This window comes from Cellulomonas sp. plas2 (genome assembly GCF_057221735.1).
Window position 1 is genome coordinate 648,820 of sequence record NZ_CM170155.1, and the last position, 18,104, is coordinate 666,923.

Consider the following 18,104-nt stretch of genomic DNA (forward strand, 5'->3'; position numbering starts at 1 on the left):
AGGACCTCCTGTGAACGCTCGTCCCCCTGGTGGCCGCCCCGCGCGCCGCCGGACCGCTCGCGCCCGTGCGGCCGTCGTGCTCCTCCTGGCCGCGCTCGCGGCCCTCCTGCCGGTCGCGGTCCCCGGACCGACGGGCGGGGCGCCGGCCGGGACGGCCGCCGCGGCGACCGTCCCGGCGGGGTACGTGGAGCAGGTCGCGTTCCGCGGCCTCGTGCAGCCGACGGTCGTGCGGTTCGCGCCCGACGGCCGGGTCTTCGTCGCCGAGAAGCGCGGGACCGTCGTCATGTTCGACGGACCGGGCGACACGACGCCGACGCGCGTCGCGGACCTGCGCACGGAGGTGCACAACTTCTGGGACCGCGGCCTGCTGGGGCTGGCCGTCGACCCGGCCTTCCCGACGCGGCCGTACCTGTACGTCACCTACACCTTCGACGGGCCGGTCGGTGGGACGGCGCCGCGCTGGGGGACCCCGGGCGCCGACAGCGACCCGTGCCCCTCGCCGCCCGGCGCGACGGCCGACGGCTGCGTCGTCAGCGGCAAGCTCGCGCGGCTCACCCTGTCCGGCACCACGACCACGAGGACGGACCTGGTCCACGACTGGTGCCAGCAGTACCCGAGCCACTCGATGGGGGACGTGACGGTCGGTCGCGACGGCGCCCTGTACGTCTCCGGGGGCGACGGTGCCAGCTTCACCTTCACCGACTACGGCCAGGACGGGTCGCCGACCAACCCGTGCGGGGACCCGGGCGGCGCGACCGGTGCGGTGCTGGCGCCGCCGACCGCCGAGGGCGGGTCGCTGCGGGCGCAGGACCTGCGGACGACCGGCGACCCCACCGGGCTGTCCGGGTCGGTCGTCCGTGTCTCCCCGGACACGGGCCTGGCGATGCCCGACAACCCGGGCCGCACCGCCACCGACGCCAACGCCCGGCGCATCGTCGCCCACGGCCTGCGCAACCCGCTGCGGAGCGTGATCCGGCCGGGCACGGACGAGCTGTGGATCGCCGACGTGGGCGCCAACACGTGGGAGGAGGTGAACCGCGTCGTGGCCCCGAAGGCCGCCGTGACGAACCTCGGCTGGCCCTGCTACGAGGGCGACGCGCGGCAGCCGCGCTTCGACGCCGCCGACCTGCGGCTCTGCGAGGGCCTCTACGCGCAGCCCGACGCCGACACGACCCCGTTCCTGCGCTACCAGCACGGCGTGAGGCTGTCCGCGGCCGACACCTGCGACGCCGCGGGCGGCTCGTCGATCTCGGGGTTGGCCTTCGCCTCGTCGACCGGGCCCTACCCGGAACCGCTGGACGGTGCGCTGTTCGTCTCCGACTACTCGCGCGGGTGCATCTGGGTGGTGCCGCGCGGTGCCGACGGCCTACCCGACCGCGCCCAGGTGCGGCCCTTCGTCACCGCCGCCGCCGGGCCCGTGCAGCTCGAGGTGTCGCCGGCCGGGGTGCTGCACTACGTCGACCTCGTCGGGGGCACGATCCGCCGGGTGGTGCCCGACCCGGGCACGACGGGCTGCCCCGCCGGCTCGTTCCGTGCGGAGTACTTCCCCAACCGCACGCTCACCGGCGTGCCCGCGGTGACGGCCTGCGAGGCGGCGCCGCTGCGGCACGACTGGGCGTACGGCGCCCCGGCGGGGCTGCCGACCGACGGCTTCTCGGGGCGCTGGACGGGCACGGTCGACGTGCCCGCCGCCGGCTCCTACCGCTTCACGGCGACGGCCGACGACGGCGTGCGGGTGCGGGTGGACGGCGTGCTCGTCGTCGACCGGTGGGTGACGCAGTCCGCGACGACCGTCACGGGGACGCGGACGCTCGCAGCAGGCCCGCACCAGGTCCAGGTCGAGTGGTTCGACGCCACCGGGAAGGCGAGCCTCGCCGTCGGGTGGGCGCCGGTGGACGCGCCGCCCGTGCCGACGGTCACGACACCGTCGGCGACCTCGACGTGGCAGGTGGGCCAGACCGTGACCTTCAACGGCGGCGCCCGCGACCCGGAGCAGGGCGCGCTGCCGGCGTCCGCCCTGCGCTGGGAGCTCGTGCTGCAGCACTGCCCCGACGCCTGCCACGCGCACCCCGTGCAGAGCTGGACGGGGACCGCGTCCGGGAGCTTCGTCGCACCGGACCACGAGTACCCCGCGCACCTCGAGCTGCGGCTGACGGCCACGGACGCGGCGGGGAACGCCGCCACGACGGTCCGGCGGCTCGAGCCGCGGACCACCGCGCTCACCGTCACGACCCAGCCGCCGGGGCTCCAGGTCACGGTCGGTGAGCGGACCGGTCCGTCGCCGCTGACGACGACGGTCCTGCTCGGCGGCACGACGAGCGTCACCACCCCGAGCCCGCAGACGCTGGCCGGGCTGGGCCGGACGTTCACCTCCTGGTCGGACGGGGGCGCGCGCACGCACGGCGTCGTCGCGACCGCCGCCACGCAGACCCTCACCGCGACCTTCGCGCCGGCGGCGGCGTGCCCCGCCGGTCAGTACCGGGCGGAGTACTTCGCGAACCGGTCCCTGAGCGGGACGCCCGTCTCCGTGTCCTGCGAGGCGGCACCCCTGGCGCACGACTGGGGCGCGGGCTCCCCGCCCGGCGTCGGGCCCGACGAGTTCTCCGCGCGCTGGGCGGGGACGTTCGGCGTCGCGACGGCGGGCACGTACCGGTTCACGGTGACCGCCGACGACGGCGTGCGGCTGTGGGTCGACGACGTGCTGCTCCTGGACCGCTGGTACACGCATGCCGTGCAGACCTTCACGGCGTCGCGGACGCTGACCGCCGGCTCGCACCGGGTCCGGGTCGAGTGGTTCGACGGGACCCGCAACGCCGTGGCGCAGGTGTCCTGGGCGCTGCGGTAGCACTCGTCGGGCCTGGCGCACCACCGGGTCCGGGCTCCGGCGTGCGGGCTCCGAGGTCCGGGCTCCGAGGTCCGGGCGCCGAGGTCGGGTGCCGGGCCGGGCCGGCGTCAGGCGTGCACGAGGACGAACTCGGGGTCGACCTTCGGCACGCGGACGCGGGCGGGCAGCGGGGGGAGGCGGCGCTCGACGACGAGGAGCGCGGCGCCGAGCATCGCCACGAGCACCCCGACCCCGGCGACGAGGGCCGCGACGCCGAAGGCGACGACCGAGGTGAACAGGGAGGCCCGCAGGAAGGAGGCGTCCATGGCGACGGCGCGCAGCGGGTCCTCGCGGTCCAGCTCCGCGTAGGTGCGTCCGCCGGTGGCGTCGAGCGCGTGCCCGGCGATGACGTCGGCCTCGACCCAGGCGGTCCAGGGGGTGGTGACCGGCTGCCCGGCGAGGGTGGCGGCGTCGGCGGAGACGGTGACGTCCTCCGCGGCGAGCGTCGAGGCGACCCCGGCCCACGTGAGGACGCCGGCGAGGACGAGCAGGGCGCCGGCGACGACGGCGATCACCGCGACGACGCGGGCGGTCCCGCGGCGACGCGGGACCGCGGCGAGCCCGGCGGTGGAGGTGGTGCTGGAGGTCGTGCTGGTGCGGGGCGCGGCGGTGGGGGCCGCGGCGGTGGGGGTCATGCCTCCAGCGTCAGGGCCCCGGGGACGGCACGCCTGGGACCTTCGTCGCCGGCGGGAACGGGCCCTGGTCGGAGCCGGGGGCCGGCGGCGGCTCGTCGTCGAGGACGGGCCCGGCCGCGACGACCTGGTCCCGGCCCTGCCGCTTGGCGCGGTAGAGCGCCTCGTCGGCGGCGCGGTAGAGGGAGCCGAAGGAGGCCCGGTGCGGGGCGGCGCACGCGTAGCCGACGCTGACGGACAGGGGCCAGCGCCCCACGTGGGGCAGCTCGGTGGCCGTGACGGCCGCGTGCACGGCGACGGCGCGGGCGTCGACGGTCCCCGGCGTGCCGCACGAGGACGGCGAGCTCGTCGCCGCCGAGGCGCGCGACGACGTCGGACGGCCCGACGACGCCGCGGACCACGTCCGCGAGGTGCACGAGCGCGGCGTCGCCGACGGGGTGCCCGAAGGTGTCGTTGAGCGTCTTGAAGTGGTCGAGGTCGAGGACGAGGAGCCCGACGACGAGCGTGCCCGCGGGGTCGTCGGCGCGGAGCGTGGCCAGCGTCCGCGCGGCGGCGTCCTCCAGGCCGCGCCGGCTGGCCAGTCCCGTCAGCGGGTCGAGCGAGGCCAGCGCGTCGAGCCGGGCGACGAGCCCGTCCTGCCGCGCGTTGGACAGCACGAGGACGCCCGCCACGGTGACGAGGCCGCACGTGACCACCAGCAGGTCCTGCAGAGCCGGCCCGACCGGCTGCAGCGTGAGCACGACGGCCGCGTCCGCCACCACGCACTCCGCCGTGACGAGAGCGGCCACCCGGCGCCGGAACTGCGACGCCGCGAACACCACCGGGTAGGCGAAGCCCAGCTGCCCGGAGACCGACACGTCGCGGGCCGTGATCGACATGACGGCGACGGCGAGCGGCTGCAGGGCGGCCAGCGCGAGCCAGACCGGCGCCGGCACGCGGTCGGCCCGGCGCGCGGCCACCCACGCGCACACCCCCAGCGGCGCTGTGCTGAGCAGGGCCGTGGCTGCGGACACCGCCGTGCTGTCCGGCCGCCCGGTCAGCCACGCCACGACCTCCCAGCCGACCGTCGCCGTCAGCCCGAGCACCGCCGCGAGCAGCAGCACGCGGCCCGCCCCGGCGGGGTCGCGGGGCGCCCAGGGGCTCTGCGGGGTCACGGGTCACATCCTCGGGGAGGGGTACGACAGGTCGCCGTCGCCACCGTCACCCGGACGGGTGCGGACAGGGGTTGCGGGCCGGGCAGGTGGCTCGGGAAGGGACCTCGGTCCCAGGGGGACCGGCGGACCGGGCGTCGGCATGCACCCTCATCGCGCGGCGGTGGCGGCCGATGAGGGGGACGAGGCCGGACCACACCTGCGGGTGGGTGAGCGGTGCCGTCGGGGCGTCCGCACCCGGGGCGACCTGTCGCCGCGGTACCGGGACGCCTCAGCGCAGGACGACCTCGTCGGGCAGGACGTGCGCGACGATGTACGGCTCGGCCCCGTCGGGCGTCACGAGGGCCGCGCGGACCCGGGCCGGGACGGCGTGCCCGTCCGCGTGGCGGTAGCGCTTGCGCAGGTCGTGGACGTCGGTGCAGCCGGCCCGCAGCTCGTCGAGGTTGCGTCGGTCCGTCTCCCGGTCCTCCTCGACCGTGAGCGCGTCGACGGTGGTGCGCAGGACGTCGTCCGGCGTCAGGCCGACGAGGTCGGCGTACGCGGCGTTGACGCGCAGGAACCGGCCTTCGAGGGTGGTCATCGCCATGCCGGTCGGGGCCTGGTCGAAGGCCGTGCGGAACAGCTCCTCGCTGTCCGCGAGCCGGCGCTGCGCCCGGGCGGTGTCGGTCACGTCCCGCGCGACGCTCAGCGTCTCCAGCGGCTCGCCCGTCGGGGCGCGCCGGGTCTGCGTCGAGAGCTGCAGCCACCGCGGTTCCCCGGCGGCCGTGGCGACGCGGTACCGGGCGGTGCCCTCCGGCAGGCCGCCGGCGGGCGGCTGTGATGCAGCCTGCGACCCCGCCTGCGATTCCGCCTGCGTGCCCGTCTGCGTGCCTGCCTGCATCCCCGCCTCCGGGTCCGGCGTGAGGTGCTCCTGGACCGGGGTCCCGACGAGGTCGCCCGGCGAGCGGTCGAGCAGGCGCCGCGCGGCCGCCGAGGCGAAGCGCACCTCGCCGTCGGGGCCCGTGACGAGGACGAGCTCGTCGAGCCCCGCGAGCGGGAAGGCGGGCCGGCGCGCGGACAGCGGTCGGTCCCGCAGCGGCCGGGCGGCCCACGCGGCGCCCAGCGCGGGGTCGTCGGCGTCCCGCGCCCGGGCGAAGAACCAGCCCTGCGCGCGGTCGCACCCCAGGGCGACGAGCTGCCGCGCCTGGTCGGCGGTCTCGACGCCCTCGGCGCACACCGACAGGCCCATGGCGTGCGCGCCGTCGACCACGAGCCGGGCGAGCACCGCGTCCCGCAGGTCCGTCGTGACGTTCCGGACGAAGGCGCGGTCGACCTTGACGACGTCGGCGGGGAGCTGGCGCAGCAGCGTGAGCGAGGAGTAGCCCGTGCCGAAGTCGTCGAGCGCCACGGTCACGCCGAGCGCCCGCAGCTCCTGCAGGCGGGCGACCGTCGCCGGCAGGTCCCCGATGACCGCCGTCTCGGTGATCTCCAGGCACAGGCTCCCCGGGGCCAGCCCCGTGGCGCGCAGCGTGGCGGCGACGTGGGCGACGAAGCCGGCGTCGTCGAGCTCGGCGGGGGAGACGTTGACGCTGACGGAGAACGGGCGGGCCGGGTCGGCCAGTCGCGCGGCGGCCTCGCACGCGCGGCGCAGCACCAGCCGGCCGAGCGCGACGATCTGCCCGCTGCGCTCGGCCGCCGCGACGAACCGGGCGGGCGGGACGCTGCCCAGCTCGGCGTCGTGCCAGCGCGCGAGCGCCTCCACCCCCACGGCGGCCGTCGTCGCGAGCTCGACGAAGGGCTGGAAGTGGACGTCGAGGCCGCCGTCGCGCAGCGCACGGTGGAGCCGGTCCTGCAGGCGCTGCTCGACGCGCTGGTCCTGCCTCTCGTCCGGGCGCTGGTCGGGTCGGCGCACCGCGCGCGACCCGCTGAGCGCCCCCGTCGGGGCGCCAGGGTCCTCGCCCGGGTGCACGGCCTTGCCTCCAGCGCGCAGCCCCGGACGGTCGGTGCGCGGCGCTGGCCACCAGGCGGTGGGGCGCGTGTCGTGGGCTACGAGGCGCCAATAAAGCACATCACTCGTCCGGGTGAGTGCTCGGCGTCCGCACCCGGCCGTGCAGGCCGCGGTTTTTTCACCCGCGCGCGCGGACGCGGCCGGCACCGCGCGGTGTGCCGGCCGCGCCGCGCGGCGTCGTCCGCTACCCCTCCAGCGCCTGCGCCAGGAAGGCGGCCGCCTGCGCGACGGCGGCCTGCGCCGCCTGCGTGTCGTGCATCGCGTCCAGCATGACGAAGTCGTGGATCGTCGCCGCGTACGTCACGTGCGTCACCGGCACCCCGGCGGTGCGGAGCAGGTCCGCGTAGCCGAGGCCGTCGTCGAGCAGCACGTCGTGCGCCGCGTTGACGACGAGCGCCGGCGGGAGGCCCGTGAGCTGCTCCGGCGTGGCGCGCAGGGGGGAGACGTCGATCCGTGCACGGTCCTCCTCGCTCGTCGTGTACTGGTCCCAGAACCAGAACATGCCCGTGCGGGACAGCCAGTAGCCGTCGGCGTAGCGGTGGTAGGACGGCGTGTCGAAGCCCGCGTCCGTGACGGGGTAGAAGAGCACCTGCGCGACGAACGACACGTCCCCGCGCTCCTTGGCCATGAGCGTCAGGGCGATCGCCATGTTGCCGCCCACCGAGTCCCCGGCGACGGCCATGCGCGATGCGTCGAGGCCCACCTCGGCGCCCGCGGTCATGACCCACCGGGCGGCCGCGTAGGACTGCTCGTTCGCCACGGGGTAGCGCGCCTCGGGGGAGCGGTCGTACTCGGGGAACACGACGGCGGCGCCCGTGCGGACGACGAGGTCGCGGACCAGCCGGTCGTGCGTGTGCGCGTCGCCGAAGACCCAGCCGGCGCCGTGCGTGTAGAGGACGACCGGCAGGGTGCCGGTCGCGCCCGACGGGCGGACGACCCGGACGCGGACGGTGCCGGTGGGGCCGCCCTCGACGGTGAGCCAGGTCTCGTCGACGGGCGGCCTGCCCTCCTGCGAGTCCTGGGCGGCATCGACCGTCTTGCGGCCCTCCTCCGGGGTCATCTCGTACAGGTAGGGCGGGTTCGCGGTGGCCTCGGCGAAGGCGAGCGCGGCGGGCTCGAGCGACAGGCCGTGCGGGTTGGCAGCCACGGCGGTTCCTCTCGGGATGGGTGGGCGCGGCGGTGGTGAGGTGCTGGGCGGTGGCGAGGTGCGGTGGCGAGGTACGGTGGCGAGGTACGGATGGTCGGCGTCGAGCGGTGGAGCTCAGCCGCCGACGGCGGCGAGGGCCGTGCGGATCAGGTCGACGACGGCCTGCGGGTTCTGGTGCATGACGAGGTGCGGGGCCCCGGCGACCTCGACGACCTCGAGGCCCGCGCGCTGGTACCCGAAGCGCTCGACGTCGGGGTTGATGGTCCGGTCGGCCGCGGAGACGAGACCCCAGCCGGGCTTCGTCCGCCACGCGGCCACCGTCGCTGCCTCGCCGAACGCCAGCGCCGAGAGCGGCCGCTGCCCGACCGCGAGCACCTGGGCGGTCGCGGGGTCGACCCCGGCGGCGAACACCTCGGGGAAGGCGTCCACGCGCACGGACACGTCCGTCCCCTCCGTGCCGTCGGGCAGGGGGTACTGCTGGTACACGAGGTTCGCCGCGAGGTCCGAGTCGGGGAAGCCGCCCTGGAGCTGGCCGAGGCTCTCCCCCTCGACGAGGGCGTAGCCGGCGAGGTACACGAGCCCGACGACGGCGTCCGCGTCCCCGGCCTGCGTGATGACCGCACCGCCGTACGAGTGCCCGACGAGCAGCACCGGGCCGCCGACCTGCTCGACGAATCGGCGCAGCGCGGCGGCGTCGCCGATGAGGCTGCGGTTGGCCACGGGCGGCACCCGCACGTCGAGGCCCTCGTCGAGCAGCAGGCGTGTGACGGGGGCGAAGCTCGCGGAGTCGGCGAAGGCGCCGTGGACGAGGACGACGGTCGTGGGCATGGCGGTCTCCCTGCTGGTCGGTGCGGGCGGGTGCTGGTGGCCTGCTGGGGCGTGCTGCTGGTGCCGGTCTCCCGCGGCCCGTTCGACCGGGCCCCGGGGTCCTACAGTCGGGCGACGAGGGGGCGCGGCACCAGGAAGACGTCAGGAAGAACCGCAGGAGGAAGGGGCCCGTCGTGCCCAGGCCCACGGCGATCGGCGAGCTCGTCCGGCGCGAGCGGCTCGCCCGGGACCTGACGCTCGAGGCGCTGGCGGAGCGCTCGGGGGTCAGCGACCGCGCGATCGGGGACATCGAGCGCGGCGTCATCGCCGTCCCCCAGCGCCGGACCGTGCTGGCGCTCGCGGACGGGCTCGGGCTGGGGCCGGCGGAGCGGGAGAGGTTCGTCGAGGCGGTGCGCCGCGCGCGGTCCGACGAGGAGGGCCCGACGGTGGAGTCCGCCCGGCCGCACCGTCCCGACGACTTCACGGGGCGCGCGGAGGAGCTCGCGGTCCTCGTCGACCTGCTGCGGGGCGCCGGCACGGGCACGGGCACGGGCACGGGCACGGGCACGGGTGCGGGCACGGGCACGGGTGCGGCCACGGGAGCGGCCACGGGCGCGAGGACGGGCGCCGGGAGGACGGTGGTGCTGAGTGGCCCTCCGGGAGCGGGCAAGACCTCGCTCGCCCTCGAGGCGGTGCGCCGGGCCTTCCCGGACCTGCCGGCACCCCTCTTCGTCAACCTCGGCGGCGCGACGACACGTCCGCTCACGCCGCTGGGGGTGCTGCAGGTCCTCCTGCGGCAGGTGCCGGGGGCGCCCGAGGTCCCCGCGGGGTTCGAGGCGGCGCTGGTCGGCTGGGCCGACGCCGCCCGGTCCGCCCCCCGCGTCCTGGTCCTCGACGACGCCGCGACGGAGTCGCAGGTGCGCGTCGTGCTGGCCGCCGGAGGCGACGCCCGGGTCGTCGCCACGTCGCGGCGGAGCCTGGCGGGCCTCGAGGGGGTGCGGCACCTGCGGGTCGGACCGCTGCCGCGCGCCGACAGCACCGCGTTCCTCCGCACCGCGATCCCCGCGCGTCAGGGCACGGCGTCGGACCTCGACGCGCTCGCCGAGCTCTGCGGCGACCTCCCGCTCGCGCTGCGGATCGTCGCCGGGCACGTCGCGGCGCACCCGGCGCGGGACGCCGCCCACATGGTCGCGCGCCTGCAGTCCGACGACCGGCGGCTCCGGCTCCTGACGGCCGGGGACCTGGAGGGCGAGCGCGCCTTCGCGACGTCCTACGCCCTCCTGGACGAGGAGCAGCAGCGGGACTTCCGCGACCTGGCGCTGCTGCCGGCCGCGTCGTTCTCGGCGGCGGCTGCCGCCGCCGTGCGGTGCCGGGACGAGGAGGACACCGTCGACGGGCTCGAGGAGCTGGTGCACCTCGGCCTGCTCGAACCCCTCGATCGAAGCCGGTACCGGCTGCACGACCTGCTGCGGCTCTTCGCCCGGGCGCGCCTGGGCGAGCACCCGGAGGAGGAGCGCGTCGGCACGGAGACGCTCGCGCGCTGGTACGTCACGACCGCCGCCCGCGCGGGGAGCCACTTCGCGGACCCCGGCCTCCCGGCCCCGAGGAGCGGCACGCCGCCGAGGCTGCACTTCACCTCGTCGTCGGCGGACGCGTGGCTCCAGGAGGAGGCGGACGGGTGGCTCGCCGCGCTGCGGACGCTCGCGGCCGTCGAGGACGGCCGCGTCCTGCTGGACGACCTCGCGCAGATCCTGCCGTTCAAGAACCGGCACACGGCGTGGAGCGGCTGGCCCGAGGTGCATGCGATCGCGGTGAGCGCGGCCGTCGCGGCGGGCGACCACCGAGCCGAGGCGGAGATCCGGTCCGGCATCGCCTGGACGATGGTCAACGTGACCTTCGACTACCGCGAGGCGCGTCGGACGGCTCGGGCGGCGATCGCCGCGGCGGAGAAGGTGGACGCGGTGGGGCTGCAGGCCAACGCCCTCCTCCAGCTGGGCATCGCCGAGATGCAGCTGGGGTCACGGGAAGCCGGTGAGGCGAGCCTGCGACGGGCTGTCGCGCTCTACGCCACCGTGGACGACCCCGCCGGCCTCATCGATGCGCGCGTCCTGCTCGCGCGCTTCGTCCTGCTCGCGGACCCCGCCCGCGCCGTGGAGGAGCTCCGCGTGGTCCTCGACGAGCTGGTCCGTCTGGACGACTCGCCCTCCGTCTCGGCCGACGACCGCTACTTCCTCCGGCAGTCGGTGATGCTCACCCTGGCTCGTGCACTGACGGCGGCGGGCCACTGGCGGGAGGCCGTGTCCGTGGCCTCGGACGCCCTCCTCCTGGTGCGCGAGCAGGCGGGCGCCGGTGAGGAGCTCGCCCGGGGGCTCGCCGAACGCGCCCGCGCGCTCCACGCGGGGGGCGAGCACACCCGCGCCCTCGTCGACTACCGCGCCGCGCTGGACGCGGCCGGCCGGCACCGCCCGCAGTTCTGGGCCGACGAGATCGAGGCCGCCATCCGCGCGATCGACGCGTCGTAGGTCCACGTGCGGAGGTGGGTCTGTGGAGCCGGCGCGCCAAGGGTGGGCCCCGTGGGGATCGAACCCACAACCCGCGGATTAAAAGTCCGCTGCTCTGCCGGTTGAGCTAGAGGCCCCGGGCCGGGGCGCGGGTGCCGCACCCTGCAGCCGGGACGCCAGGCTCGCGGCTGCCCGGTCGCAGACCCGGGGGGAGCGTACCGCCGCCGCGCGACGGTCAGATGGTTGACCGACTGTGCCGGCCGCTCTACGGTGCGTGACATGTCATGTGTTGCATGACGACGTGGAGCCGACACCCGGAGGACCGGTGCCCGATCCGTTGGACGCCCCCATGCGTGCGTACCTGTTGGACGTTTTCGCCGAGCGCGACCCGGCACGCCGCCTCGCCGCGATCGCCCGCACGTGCACGGAGGACGTGGTCTTCGTCGACGCCGAGGGCGTCGTCGAGGGCCACGAGGCGCTGAGCGCCAAGGCGCAGACGATCCTCGACGGAGCCGAGGGGTTGGAGTTCCGGCCGGTGGACGGGCCGCGGCAGGTCCAGGACCTCGGGCACCTCGCCTGGGAGCTCGGCCCTCCCGGCGGGCCGGCCGTCGTCTCCGGGGCCGACATGGGGTTCGCGCGGGACGGGCGGTCGGCGAAGGTCTACACGGTCCTCCTCACCTGACACCCGTGTCGCCAGGGCCCGTGCGGGGATGATCGGTGCGTGCACGACGTCGCGCCGCAGTCGCCCTACGCGTTCCTGTCCGAGGAGGAGACGCGGACCTGGTTCGCCTACATGAAGGTGCACCTGCGGCTCCGGTACGAGATGAACCGGCAGCTCGGCGCCGACCACGGGCTGTCGCTGGCGGACTACGACGTCCTCGTCGCGCTCGTGAGCCAGGACCCCGAGCCCATGACGGTGTCCGACGTCGCCGTGCGGATCGGGGCGGAGCGCAGCCGGGTCTCCCACCAGGTGCGACGCATGGCCGGGCGCGGGCTCGTCGGGCTGGCCGGGAGCACCGACGACCGGCGCGCGACCACGGTGGTCCTCACCGAGGAGGGGCGCGCGTCCCTGGCGGCCGCGACGCCGGGGCACGTCGCGCTCGTGCGGCGCGTGTTCCTCGACGCCCTGTCGGGCGACCATCTGCGGGAGCTCGCCGAGGCCATGGAGGGCGTCTACGAGGCGCTCATCGAGCACGGCACGCTGCCCCGCCCGCGGGACCGCCCCTGAGCGCTGGCCGGCCGCCCGGCTGCCGCCCGCGCTCGGATCAGGGCAGCAGCGCCAGGACGACGGCGACGACGAGCAGCACCACCGCGACGGCCACCTCCACCACCGCGGCCCGCGGGCGGGGCACACGGGCGTCGCCCTGCACGGCCTCGATCGTCATCCAGGCCGGCTCCTGCGGGTCGTAGCGCACGTCGACCGGCTGCCCGACGAGGTACCGGGACCCGGGCGGCGGCAGGTTCGGCGACCCCTCCAGCCGCTCGCCGGCCACGTGGTAGCGGACGGTCGGGACGGTGCGCCCCTCGACGGCGTCGACCGCGACGACTTCGCCCGACGCCGTCCGCGCCCGGGCCACGCGCGCCCTCGTCGCCGACGCGCGGCGCAGGGCGCGCAGGCCGACGACGAGGAGGACGGCCGCCGCCGCCACGAGCACGAGCTGCAGGACGGCGGTCGTGGTCACGGGTCCATGGTGACGTCCGCGCCCGTCCACGACCCGCCGAGCCGCGTCCCTCGTCGGGCGGAGCGGGTGACATGTGTGGGCCCGCCGGGTGACCCGGGCGGCGCGTCCTGACGCCGGGGCGGGCCGGGGACGATGGACGGGCCGTGAGGGCGAACCGGGGGGTCACGGTCGCGGCGCTGGCCGTCGGCGCGGTCTTCGCCGCCCTCGTGCTCCTGCGGCCGCTGCCGGTGGCGGCGGGCACCCTCACCTCCTACCTGGTGCAGTGCACGACCGTGCTGGTGGCGGCGGTGCTCATGGCGGTGAAGGCGCGCGGGTCGGCCGGCGGGCTGCGACGGGCGCGGCTGCTCATCAGCGTGTCGTTGCTGCTCGCGACCGCCGGCGGGGTCGCCGTGCTCGTCCTGCGCGCGACCGGGGCCGCGGTGCCGATCCCGTCGCCGGCCGACGCGTTGCACTTCCTCTTCGTGCCGGTGTGCGTGGCGGGGCTGCTGTCCTACCCCGTGCGCGACGACGTGCCCGGCTCGCGCACCCAGCTCGTGCTCGACGGGCTCGTCGCCACGACGGCGCTGTGGTTCGTCACGTGGACGGCCGCGCTCGCGCCGGCGCACGTGGGCGCCGGCCTGCCGCCCACCACGGCCGCGACGATCCTCGCGTACCCCGCCTCGGACGCCTTCCTCGTCGCCGTGGCGGCGGGCGCGCTGCGACGCGTCGCCGACGAGGCCCGCCGCGAGGTGGGCCTGGCCGTCGCCGGCCTGCTGCTCTACGTGACCAGCGACGTCGCCTACACCGTCCTCGCCGCGCAAGGCCGCTACACCGCCTACAGCTGGGTCGGGGCGCTGGCCGAGGCCGGGCTCCTGCTGCTCGTCGTCGCGTTCGTCGGTAGCTGCTCCGGCGGGCGGTTGTCCCGGACGTGGGTGCGGGCCGCGGCGACGGTGCCGTGGTGCGGCGTCGCCGGTGCGCTGGTCTTCGCGGCAGCCGCCGCAGTGCTCGGGCACGACCTCGGCGGCATGTCGCTGGGGCTGCTCGTCGCGCTCATGGTGGCGCTGTGCCTGCGGCAGCTCGTCGCCACGCGGGACCGCGAGCTCGTCGCCCGGCGCCTGCGCGAGAGCCAGGCGCGGCTCGAGCACGACGCCCGGCACGACCACCTCACCGGGCTCGGCAACCTGGCGCACGCGCGGCGCGCGCTCGAGGTGGCGTGCGCGGCGGCCGACGACGGCACGGTCGTGCTCCTGCTCGACCTCGACGGGTTCAAGCAGGTGAACGACAGCTTCGGGCACTCGACCGGGGACGCGCTGCTCGTCGCCGTGGCGGAGCGCCTGCGCGGAGCGGCACGGCCGGCGGACACCGTCTGCCGCACGGGCGGCGACGAGTTCCTCGTCGCCCTCACCGCGACCGGCGAGGAGGCCGCCCGGGCGGTGGCCGAGCACCTCCTGGCCGCGCTCGCCCGCCCGGTGGAGATCGGGGCCAGGACGGTCGTGCTCGGGGCGAGCATCGGTCTCGCCCCCGTCCGGGCCGGCCGGACGCCCGACGACGTGCTGCGCGACGCCGACCTGGCGATGTACCAGGCCAAGGCCGCCGGACGGGGGTCGGCGGTCGTCTTCCAGCCGTGGATGCACGAGCGGTCGCAGCGCGAGCTGTCCGTCACCACGGCGCTGCGGCGGGCGCTGCGCGAGGGCGGCCTCGAGCTCGACTACCAGCCGCTGGTGCGGCTGGAGACCGGCGAGGTCACCGGCGTCGAGGCGCTGCTGCGGTGGCGGCCGGCGGACGGACCGCCGATCCCTCCCGACGAGTTCATCGGCCTCGCCGAGGCGGCCGGCCTCATGCCCGAGGTCGACGCGTGGGTGCTCGACCGCGCGTGCGCCGACCTGGCGGCGTGGCGGGCGGCGGGCGTGCCGCTCGCGCGCACGAGCGTCAACGTCTCGCGCCGCAGCCTGACCCCGGCGCTCCCGACGACCGTGCTGGCGGCCCTGGCGCGGCACGGGCTGCGCGGGGAGGACCTCTGCGTCGAGGTGACCGAGACGTCCGTGGCGCCCGACCCCGCCGCGGCGGCCACGGTGCTCCTGCAGCTCCGCGCGGTCGGCGTGCGCATCGCGCTCGACGACTTCGGCATCGGGCAGTCCTCCCTGTCGGAGCTGGCCACGCTGCCCGTCGACGTCGTCAAGCTCGACCGCTCGTTCCTCGCCCACGCCGGCGAGCGCGACGGCGACGCGCTGGTGACGTCCGTCGTCGCGCTGTGCACCGCGCTGGGGCTGGACGTCGTCGCCGAGGGCATCGAGGACCGCGCGACGGCCGCGCGGCTCGCGGCGGCGGGGTGCGCGTACGGCCAGGGGTTCGCCCTCGGGCGGCCGCAGCGGCCCGAGCAGGTGGTGGGCGTGATCGTGACCGGGGTCGGCGGCGTGCGCGGCAACGCGCTGACGGTGCCGCGCTGACGGTCCCGCGGTGACGGGTGCTGCGAGCGGTCCCCGTCAGAGCCCGTCGGCGACGTCCGCGAGCGCCGCGACCAGGACCTGCGGGGCCGACACCATCGGCCAGTGCCCGGTCGGCAGGTCGACGTACGTGACGTCCCGCGCGCGGGCCAGCTCCGGGACGTCCCCGGACGCCACCCAGGCGCGGGCGTCGTCGGGCGAGAACTCGGGGCACACCAGGACGACGGGGACGTCGTACCGGCGCTCGTCCGCCAGACGCACGACGCCCTGGGCCACGGCGCCCGGCACGGGGATGGTCCGGGCGGCCAGCGCGTCCCGCGCCGCCTCGTCGAGGTCGGCGGAGTCGGGGCCCTCGAAGGCAGCCCAACCGGGGAAGGGCATGGCACCCTCGACGAGGGGGAAGAAGTCGGCGTAGGCGGCGCCGTCGGCGCTCGGGAAGCCGCCGACCAGCACGGTCGCCCGGACGGCGGACGGCCGGGCATCCGCCGCCAGCCACGCCAGGCTCGCGGTGGCGGAGTGCCCGACGACCACGGGCCGGTCGGCAGCGTCGACGGCGTCGAGCACGGCCTGCCGCTGGTCGTCGAGCGTGGAGTCGGTGCGCCCGTCGCCCTGCCCGGGCAGCGCGACGGCGATGCCGCGGTGCCCGCGGGCGGCTAGCCCGGCGACCACGTCGTCCCACACGGAGGGGTCCAGCCACAGCCCGGCGACGAGGAGGAGGTCCACGCCGTCACGCTAGTCCGCAGGTGCAGCGCCGCGGGAGGCCTCGCGCTCGTGGCCTCGTCGCCCGGACGGCGGAGCCGCCGCCCGAACGGGATCCGAGGTCGCCCGCCTGCCGCGCCCCTCGCGTTCACGCGCGTCGTCCCGGGCGCCGACAACCCTGCTGAGCACCGGGGCAGGCCCGGTCGAGGAGGGGACGGACGATGGCGGCACGGCGCTGGCGGGCGGTCGCACCGGTGGTGGCAGGAGCTCTGGCGTTCACGGGGCTCGGCACGGCGGTGCGCGTCCTGCAGGCGCCGCCCGCCCTCGCGGTGTTCGACGGGCACTACGGGCCCGGGGACGGCTCGCACGTGCTCCTCGTGCGGCTCGACGAGGCGCAGGCAGCGGCGGCCACCTCTGCCGCGGGGTCGGTGGCGGAGACGCCCGTGGATGCCGCGACGACCGCCGCGACCGGCGACCCGATCGCGGCGACGGGAGAGGCCGGTCGATCGACGGGCGAGCCGTCGGCGCGGCCACCCCTCGACGCGACGTTGCTGGCGGAAGCCCAGCGCGTCCTCGGGCCCGGCGGCGTGCTCGAGATGAACGGCGGCACGGGCTTCTACGTCACGGCGGCGGGAGCCATGGCGGTGTCCGTCGGCGGCGACGGGCAGGCGTTCCCCGGCTCGCCCACCCCGTCCCCGACGACGGCCGCGACACCGACGACGGGCACGACGACCTCCGGCACGTCGGTGCCCGCCACGTCGGCCGAGCTCGTCGAGGCGTTGGAGGCCGTGGACGGCGTCGTCGCCGCGCAGGACTCCGGGTTCGGCGACGGCTCGCTCCTCGTCACGACCACGCTGACGCCCGACCGGCTGGCCGCCGTGCCGGGCGTCGGCGACGTCGAGACGTCCTCGTCCGCCCACGTCTCGGCGCTGGACCCGCGCGACGACCCGTACTACGCCGCCTACGGCTGGCACCTGGAGAACACGGGCAGCAACGCGTACGGGCAGACGGCCAGACCCGACGCCGACGTGGACGCGCCTCCGCTGTGGCCGGCGCTGCGCGGCGCCGGCACGGTCGTCGCCGTCCTCGACACGGGCTACGACACCGACCACGAGGACCTGGGCCCCGCCGCGCTGTGGACGAACCCCGACGACCCCTCCTGCGACACGACCCGGGACGCCGACCGGAACGGCTTCGCCGGCGACTGCCACGGGTGGAACTTCTTCACGAACAGCAGCGCGATCGACATGGGCGATGCCAGCACGCACGGCACCAACGTCTCAGCCGCGATCGCTGCCCCGGCGAACGGCCGTGGCAGCGTCGGGGTCGCCCCTGGCGCGCGCATGATGCCCCTCGTCATCGGTGCTCAGGACAGGATCGACTTCGGCCTCGCGGCCATGGCAGTCCGGTACGCCGTCGACCAAGGTGCCGATGTCATCAACGCGAGCTTCGGCGGAGTCCCCTCCGGGTACTTCCTGGACAACTTCCTCCGCGCCATCGACTACGCCGAGCAGCGCGGAGTCCTCGTCGTGGCCGCCGCTGGCAATGATGGCGCCGACCGCGACACCTCGTACTACCTGCCGGCCAGCTCCACCAGCGCCACGGTGATGACGGTCGGCTCGAGCACCGCCATGGACACCCGCTCGGCGTCGTCCGCCTATGGTGCTGCGTCGGTCGATCTGTTCGCCCCGGGCAACAAGGTCCTCACCGCCTGGTCGGACGGCGGGTACCGCGTCGTGTCCGGCACCTCGATGGCCGCGCCCCTCGTCGCCGGGGCGGTCGCGCTGTACCGGGCGGCGCACCCGGACTGGACGGCAGCCCGGATCCGCGCGCAGCTGCTGGCCGACGTAGACCCGGTGACGGCGTTCACAGGCAAGTCGGTCACGGGCGGGCGGTTGAGCCTCAGCGCGCTGGCTGCCTCGCTGTCTCCGACGGCGGCGCCCTCGGCTGCCGTCCGCTTCGCCGGCATGACTGCGACGACTCCCGAGCCCGGTGCGACCGTCGGCGCGGCGCCCCAGGTGTCCGTGACGACGAACGCCGGCGCTGGAACCTACGCCGTGACGTTCGGGCTGGGCATGGCCGATGCCGGCGAGGTGGGGCAGTCGCAGGGCAGGAGGTGACCCTCGACGGACGAACGGGCACCACCGACGACAGCGGGAGCGTGACCTTCCCGCTGCCGTCCGGGGCAGCA

Annotated in this window: 13 protein-coding genes, 1 tRNA gene and 1 pseudogene; 6 read left to right on the forward strand and 9 right to left on the reverse strand. The window is 76.5% G+C overall.

All coding sequences use genetic code 11. The features are described from left to right. Positions 1 to 10 precede the first annotated feature (10 nt). The gene (locus tag AC2TDM_RS02940) at positions 11 to 2,845 is read left to right on the forward strand and encodes a PA14 domain-containing protein (protein WP_484635772.1); all 2,835 of its coding nucleotides are present in this window, start codon (positions 11 to 13) and stop codon (positions 2,843 to 2,845) included. Between the two features lie 107 nt (positions 2,846 to 2,952). Here the strand turns inward: AC2TDM_RS02940 and AC2TDM_RS02945 are convergent, their stop codons facing one another. From AC2TDM_RS02945 to AC2TDM_RS02970, 6 genes and pseudogenes are all read right to left on the reverse strand, one after another. Then, a complete protein-coding gene (locus AC2TDM_RS02945) occupies positions 2,953 to 3,519 on the reverse strand; it encodes an aromatic ring-opening dioxygenase LigA (RefSeq protein WP_484635773.1) in 567 nt (188 codons plus the stop codon). A 10-nt stretch (positions 3,520 to 3,529) separates the two neighbouring features. Then, entirely contained in the window at positions 3,530 to 3,808 is a 279-nt protein-coding gene (locus AC2TDM_RS02950) for a diguanylate cyclase domain-containing protein (RefSeq protein ID WP_484636376.1), read from the reverse strand. A gap of 31 nt (positions 3,809 to 3,839) precedes the next feature. After that, positions 3,840 to 4,394 (reverse strand): annotated as a pseudogene (locus AC2TDM_RS02955) (GGDEF domain-containing protein); the annotation flags it as partial. Between the two features lie 544 nt (positions 4,395 to 4,938). Then, positions 4,939 to 6,558, reverse strand: coding sequence for a sensor domain-containing phosphodiesterase (locus tag AC2TDM_RS02960; RefSeq protein WP_484635774.1), 1,620 nt, complete (start codon positions 6,556 to 6,558; stop codon positions 4,939 to 4,941). Positions 6,559 to 6,838: 280 nt separating this feature from the next. Beyond that, the gene (locus tag AC2TDM_RS02965; RefSeq protein WP_484635775.1) at positions 6,839 to 7,801 is read right to left on the reverse strand and encodes an alpha/beta hydrolase; all 963 of its coding nucleotides are present in this window, start codon (positions 7,799 to 7,801) and stop codon (positions 6,839 to 6,841) included. 114 nt (positions 7,802 to 7,915) lie between these two features. Continuing rightward, positions 7,916 to 8,629, reverse strand: a complete 714-nt coding sequence (locus AC2TDM_RS02970) for an alpha/beta fold hydrolase (protein ID WP_484635776.1) — start codon at positions 8,627 to 8,629, stop codon at positions 7,916 to 7,918. Between the two features lie 173 nt (positions 8,630 to 8,802). Here AC2TDM_RS02970 and AC2TDM_RS02975 point away from each other — a divergent pair, with 173 nt between their 5' ends. Further along, positions 8,803 to 11,130 (forward strand): helix-turn-helix domain-containing protein, encoded by a 2,328-nt coding sequence (locus tag AC2TDM_RS02975; RefSeq protein WP_484635777.1) that lies wholly within the window; start codon positions 8,803 to 8,805, stop codon positions 11,128 to 11,130. Positions 11,131 to 11,173: 43 nt separating this feature from the next. On the opposite strand, the gene AC2TDM_RS02980 is transcribed toward AC2TDM_RS02975, so the two are convergent. Further along, positions 11,174 to 11,246: transfer RNA gene (locus tag AC2TDM_RS02980), tRNA-Lys, on the reverse strand. Between the two features lie 212 nt (positions 11,247 to 11,458). On the opposite strand from AC2TDM_RS02980, the gene AC2TDM_RS02985 reads away from it, so the two are divergent. Next, on the forward strand, positions 11,459 to 11,791 hold the full coding sequence (locus AC2TDM_RS02985) for a nuclear transport factor 2 family protein (RefSeq protein ID WP_484635778.1): 333 nt from the start codon (positions 11,459 to 11,461) through the stop codon (positions 11,789 to 11,791). A gap of 39 nt (positions 11,792 to 11,830) precedes the next feature. Beyond that, positions 11,831 to 12,337: a MarR family winged helix-turn-helix transcriptional regulator gene (locus tag AC2TDM_RS02990; protein ID WP_484635779.1), complete on the forward strand. Its 507-nt coding sequence runs from the start codon at positions 11,831 to 11,833 to the stop codon at positions 12,335 to 12,337. A gap of 37 nt (positions 12,338 to 12,374) precedes the next feature. Here AC2TDM_RS02990 and AC2TDM_RS02995 read toward each other — a convergent pair whose 3' ends face one another. Beyond that, entirely contained in the window at positions 12,375 to 12,791 is a 417-nt protein-coding gene (locus AC2TDM_RS02995; RefSeq protein ID WP_484635780.1) for a DUF3592 domain-containing protein, read from the reverse strand. 143 nt (positions 12,792 to 12,934) lie between these two features. Between AC2TDM_RS02995 and AC2TDM_RS03000 the strand changes: the two genes are divergently transcribed. After that, entirely contained in the window at positions 12,935 to 15,217 is a 2,283-nt protein-coding gene (locus AC2TDM_RS03000) for a putative bifunctional diguanylate cyclase/phosphodiesterase (protein ID WP_484635781.1), read from the forward strand. Positions 15,218 to 15,253: 36 nt separating this feature from the next. On the opposite strand, the gene AC2TDM_RS03005 is transcribed toward AC2TDM_RS03000, so the two are convergent. Beyond that, the gene (locus tag AC2TDM_RS03005; RefSeq protein ID WP_484635782.1) at positions 15,254 to 15,937 is read right to left on the reverse strand and encodes an alpha/beta fold hydrolase; all 684 of its coding nucleotides are present in this window, start codon (positions 15,935 to 15,937) and stop codon (positions 15,254 to 15,256) included. A gap of 197 nt (positions 15,938 to 16,134) precedes the next feature. Here AC2TDM_RS03005 and AC2TDM_RS03010 point away from each other — a divergent pair, with 197 nt between their 5' ends. Beyond that, positions 16,135 to 18,033, forward strand: coding sequence for a S8 family serine peptidase (locus AC2TDM_RS03010; RefSeq protein ID WP_484635783.1), 1,899 nt, complete (start codon positions 16,135 to 16,137; stop codon positions 18,031 to 18,033). Positions 18,034 to 18,104: the final 71 nt, after the last annotated feature.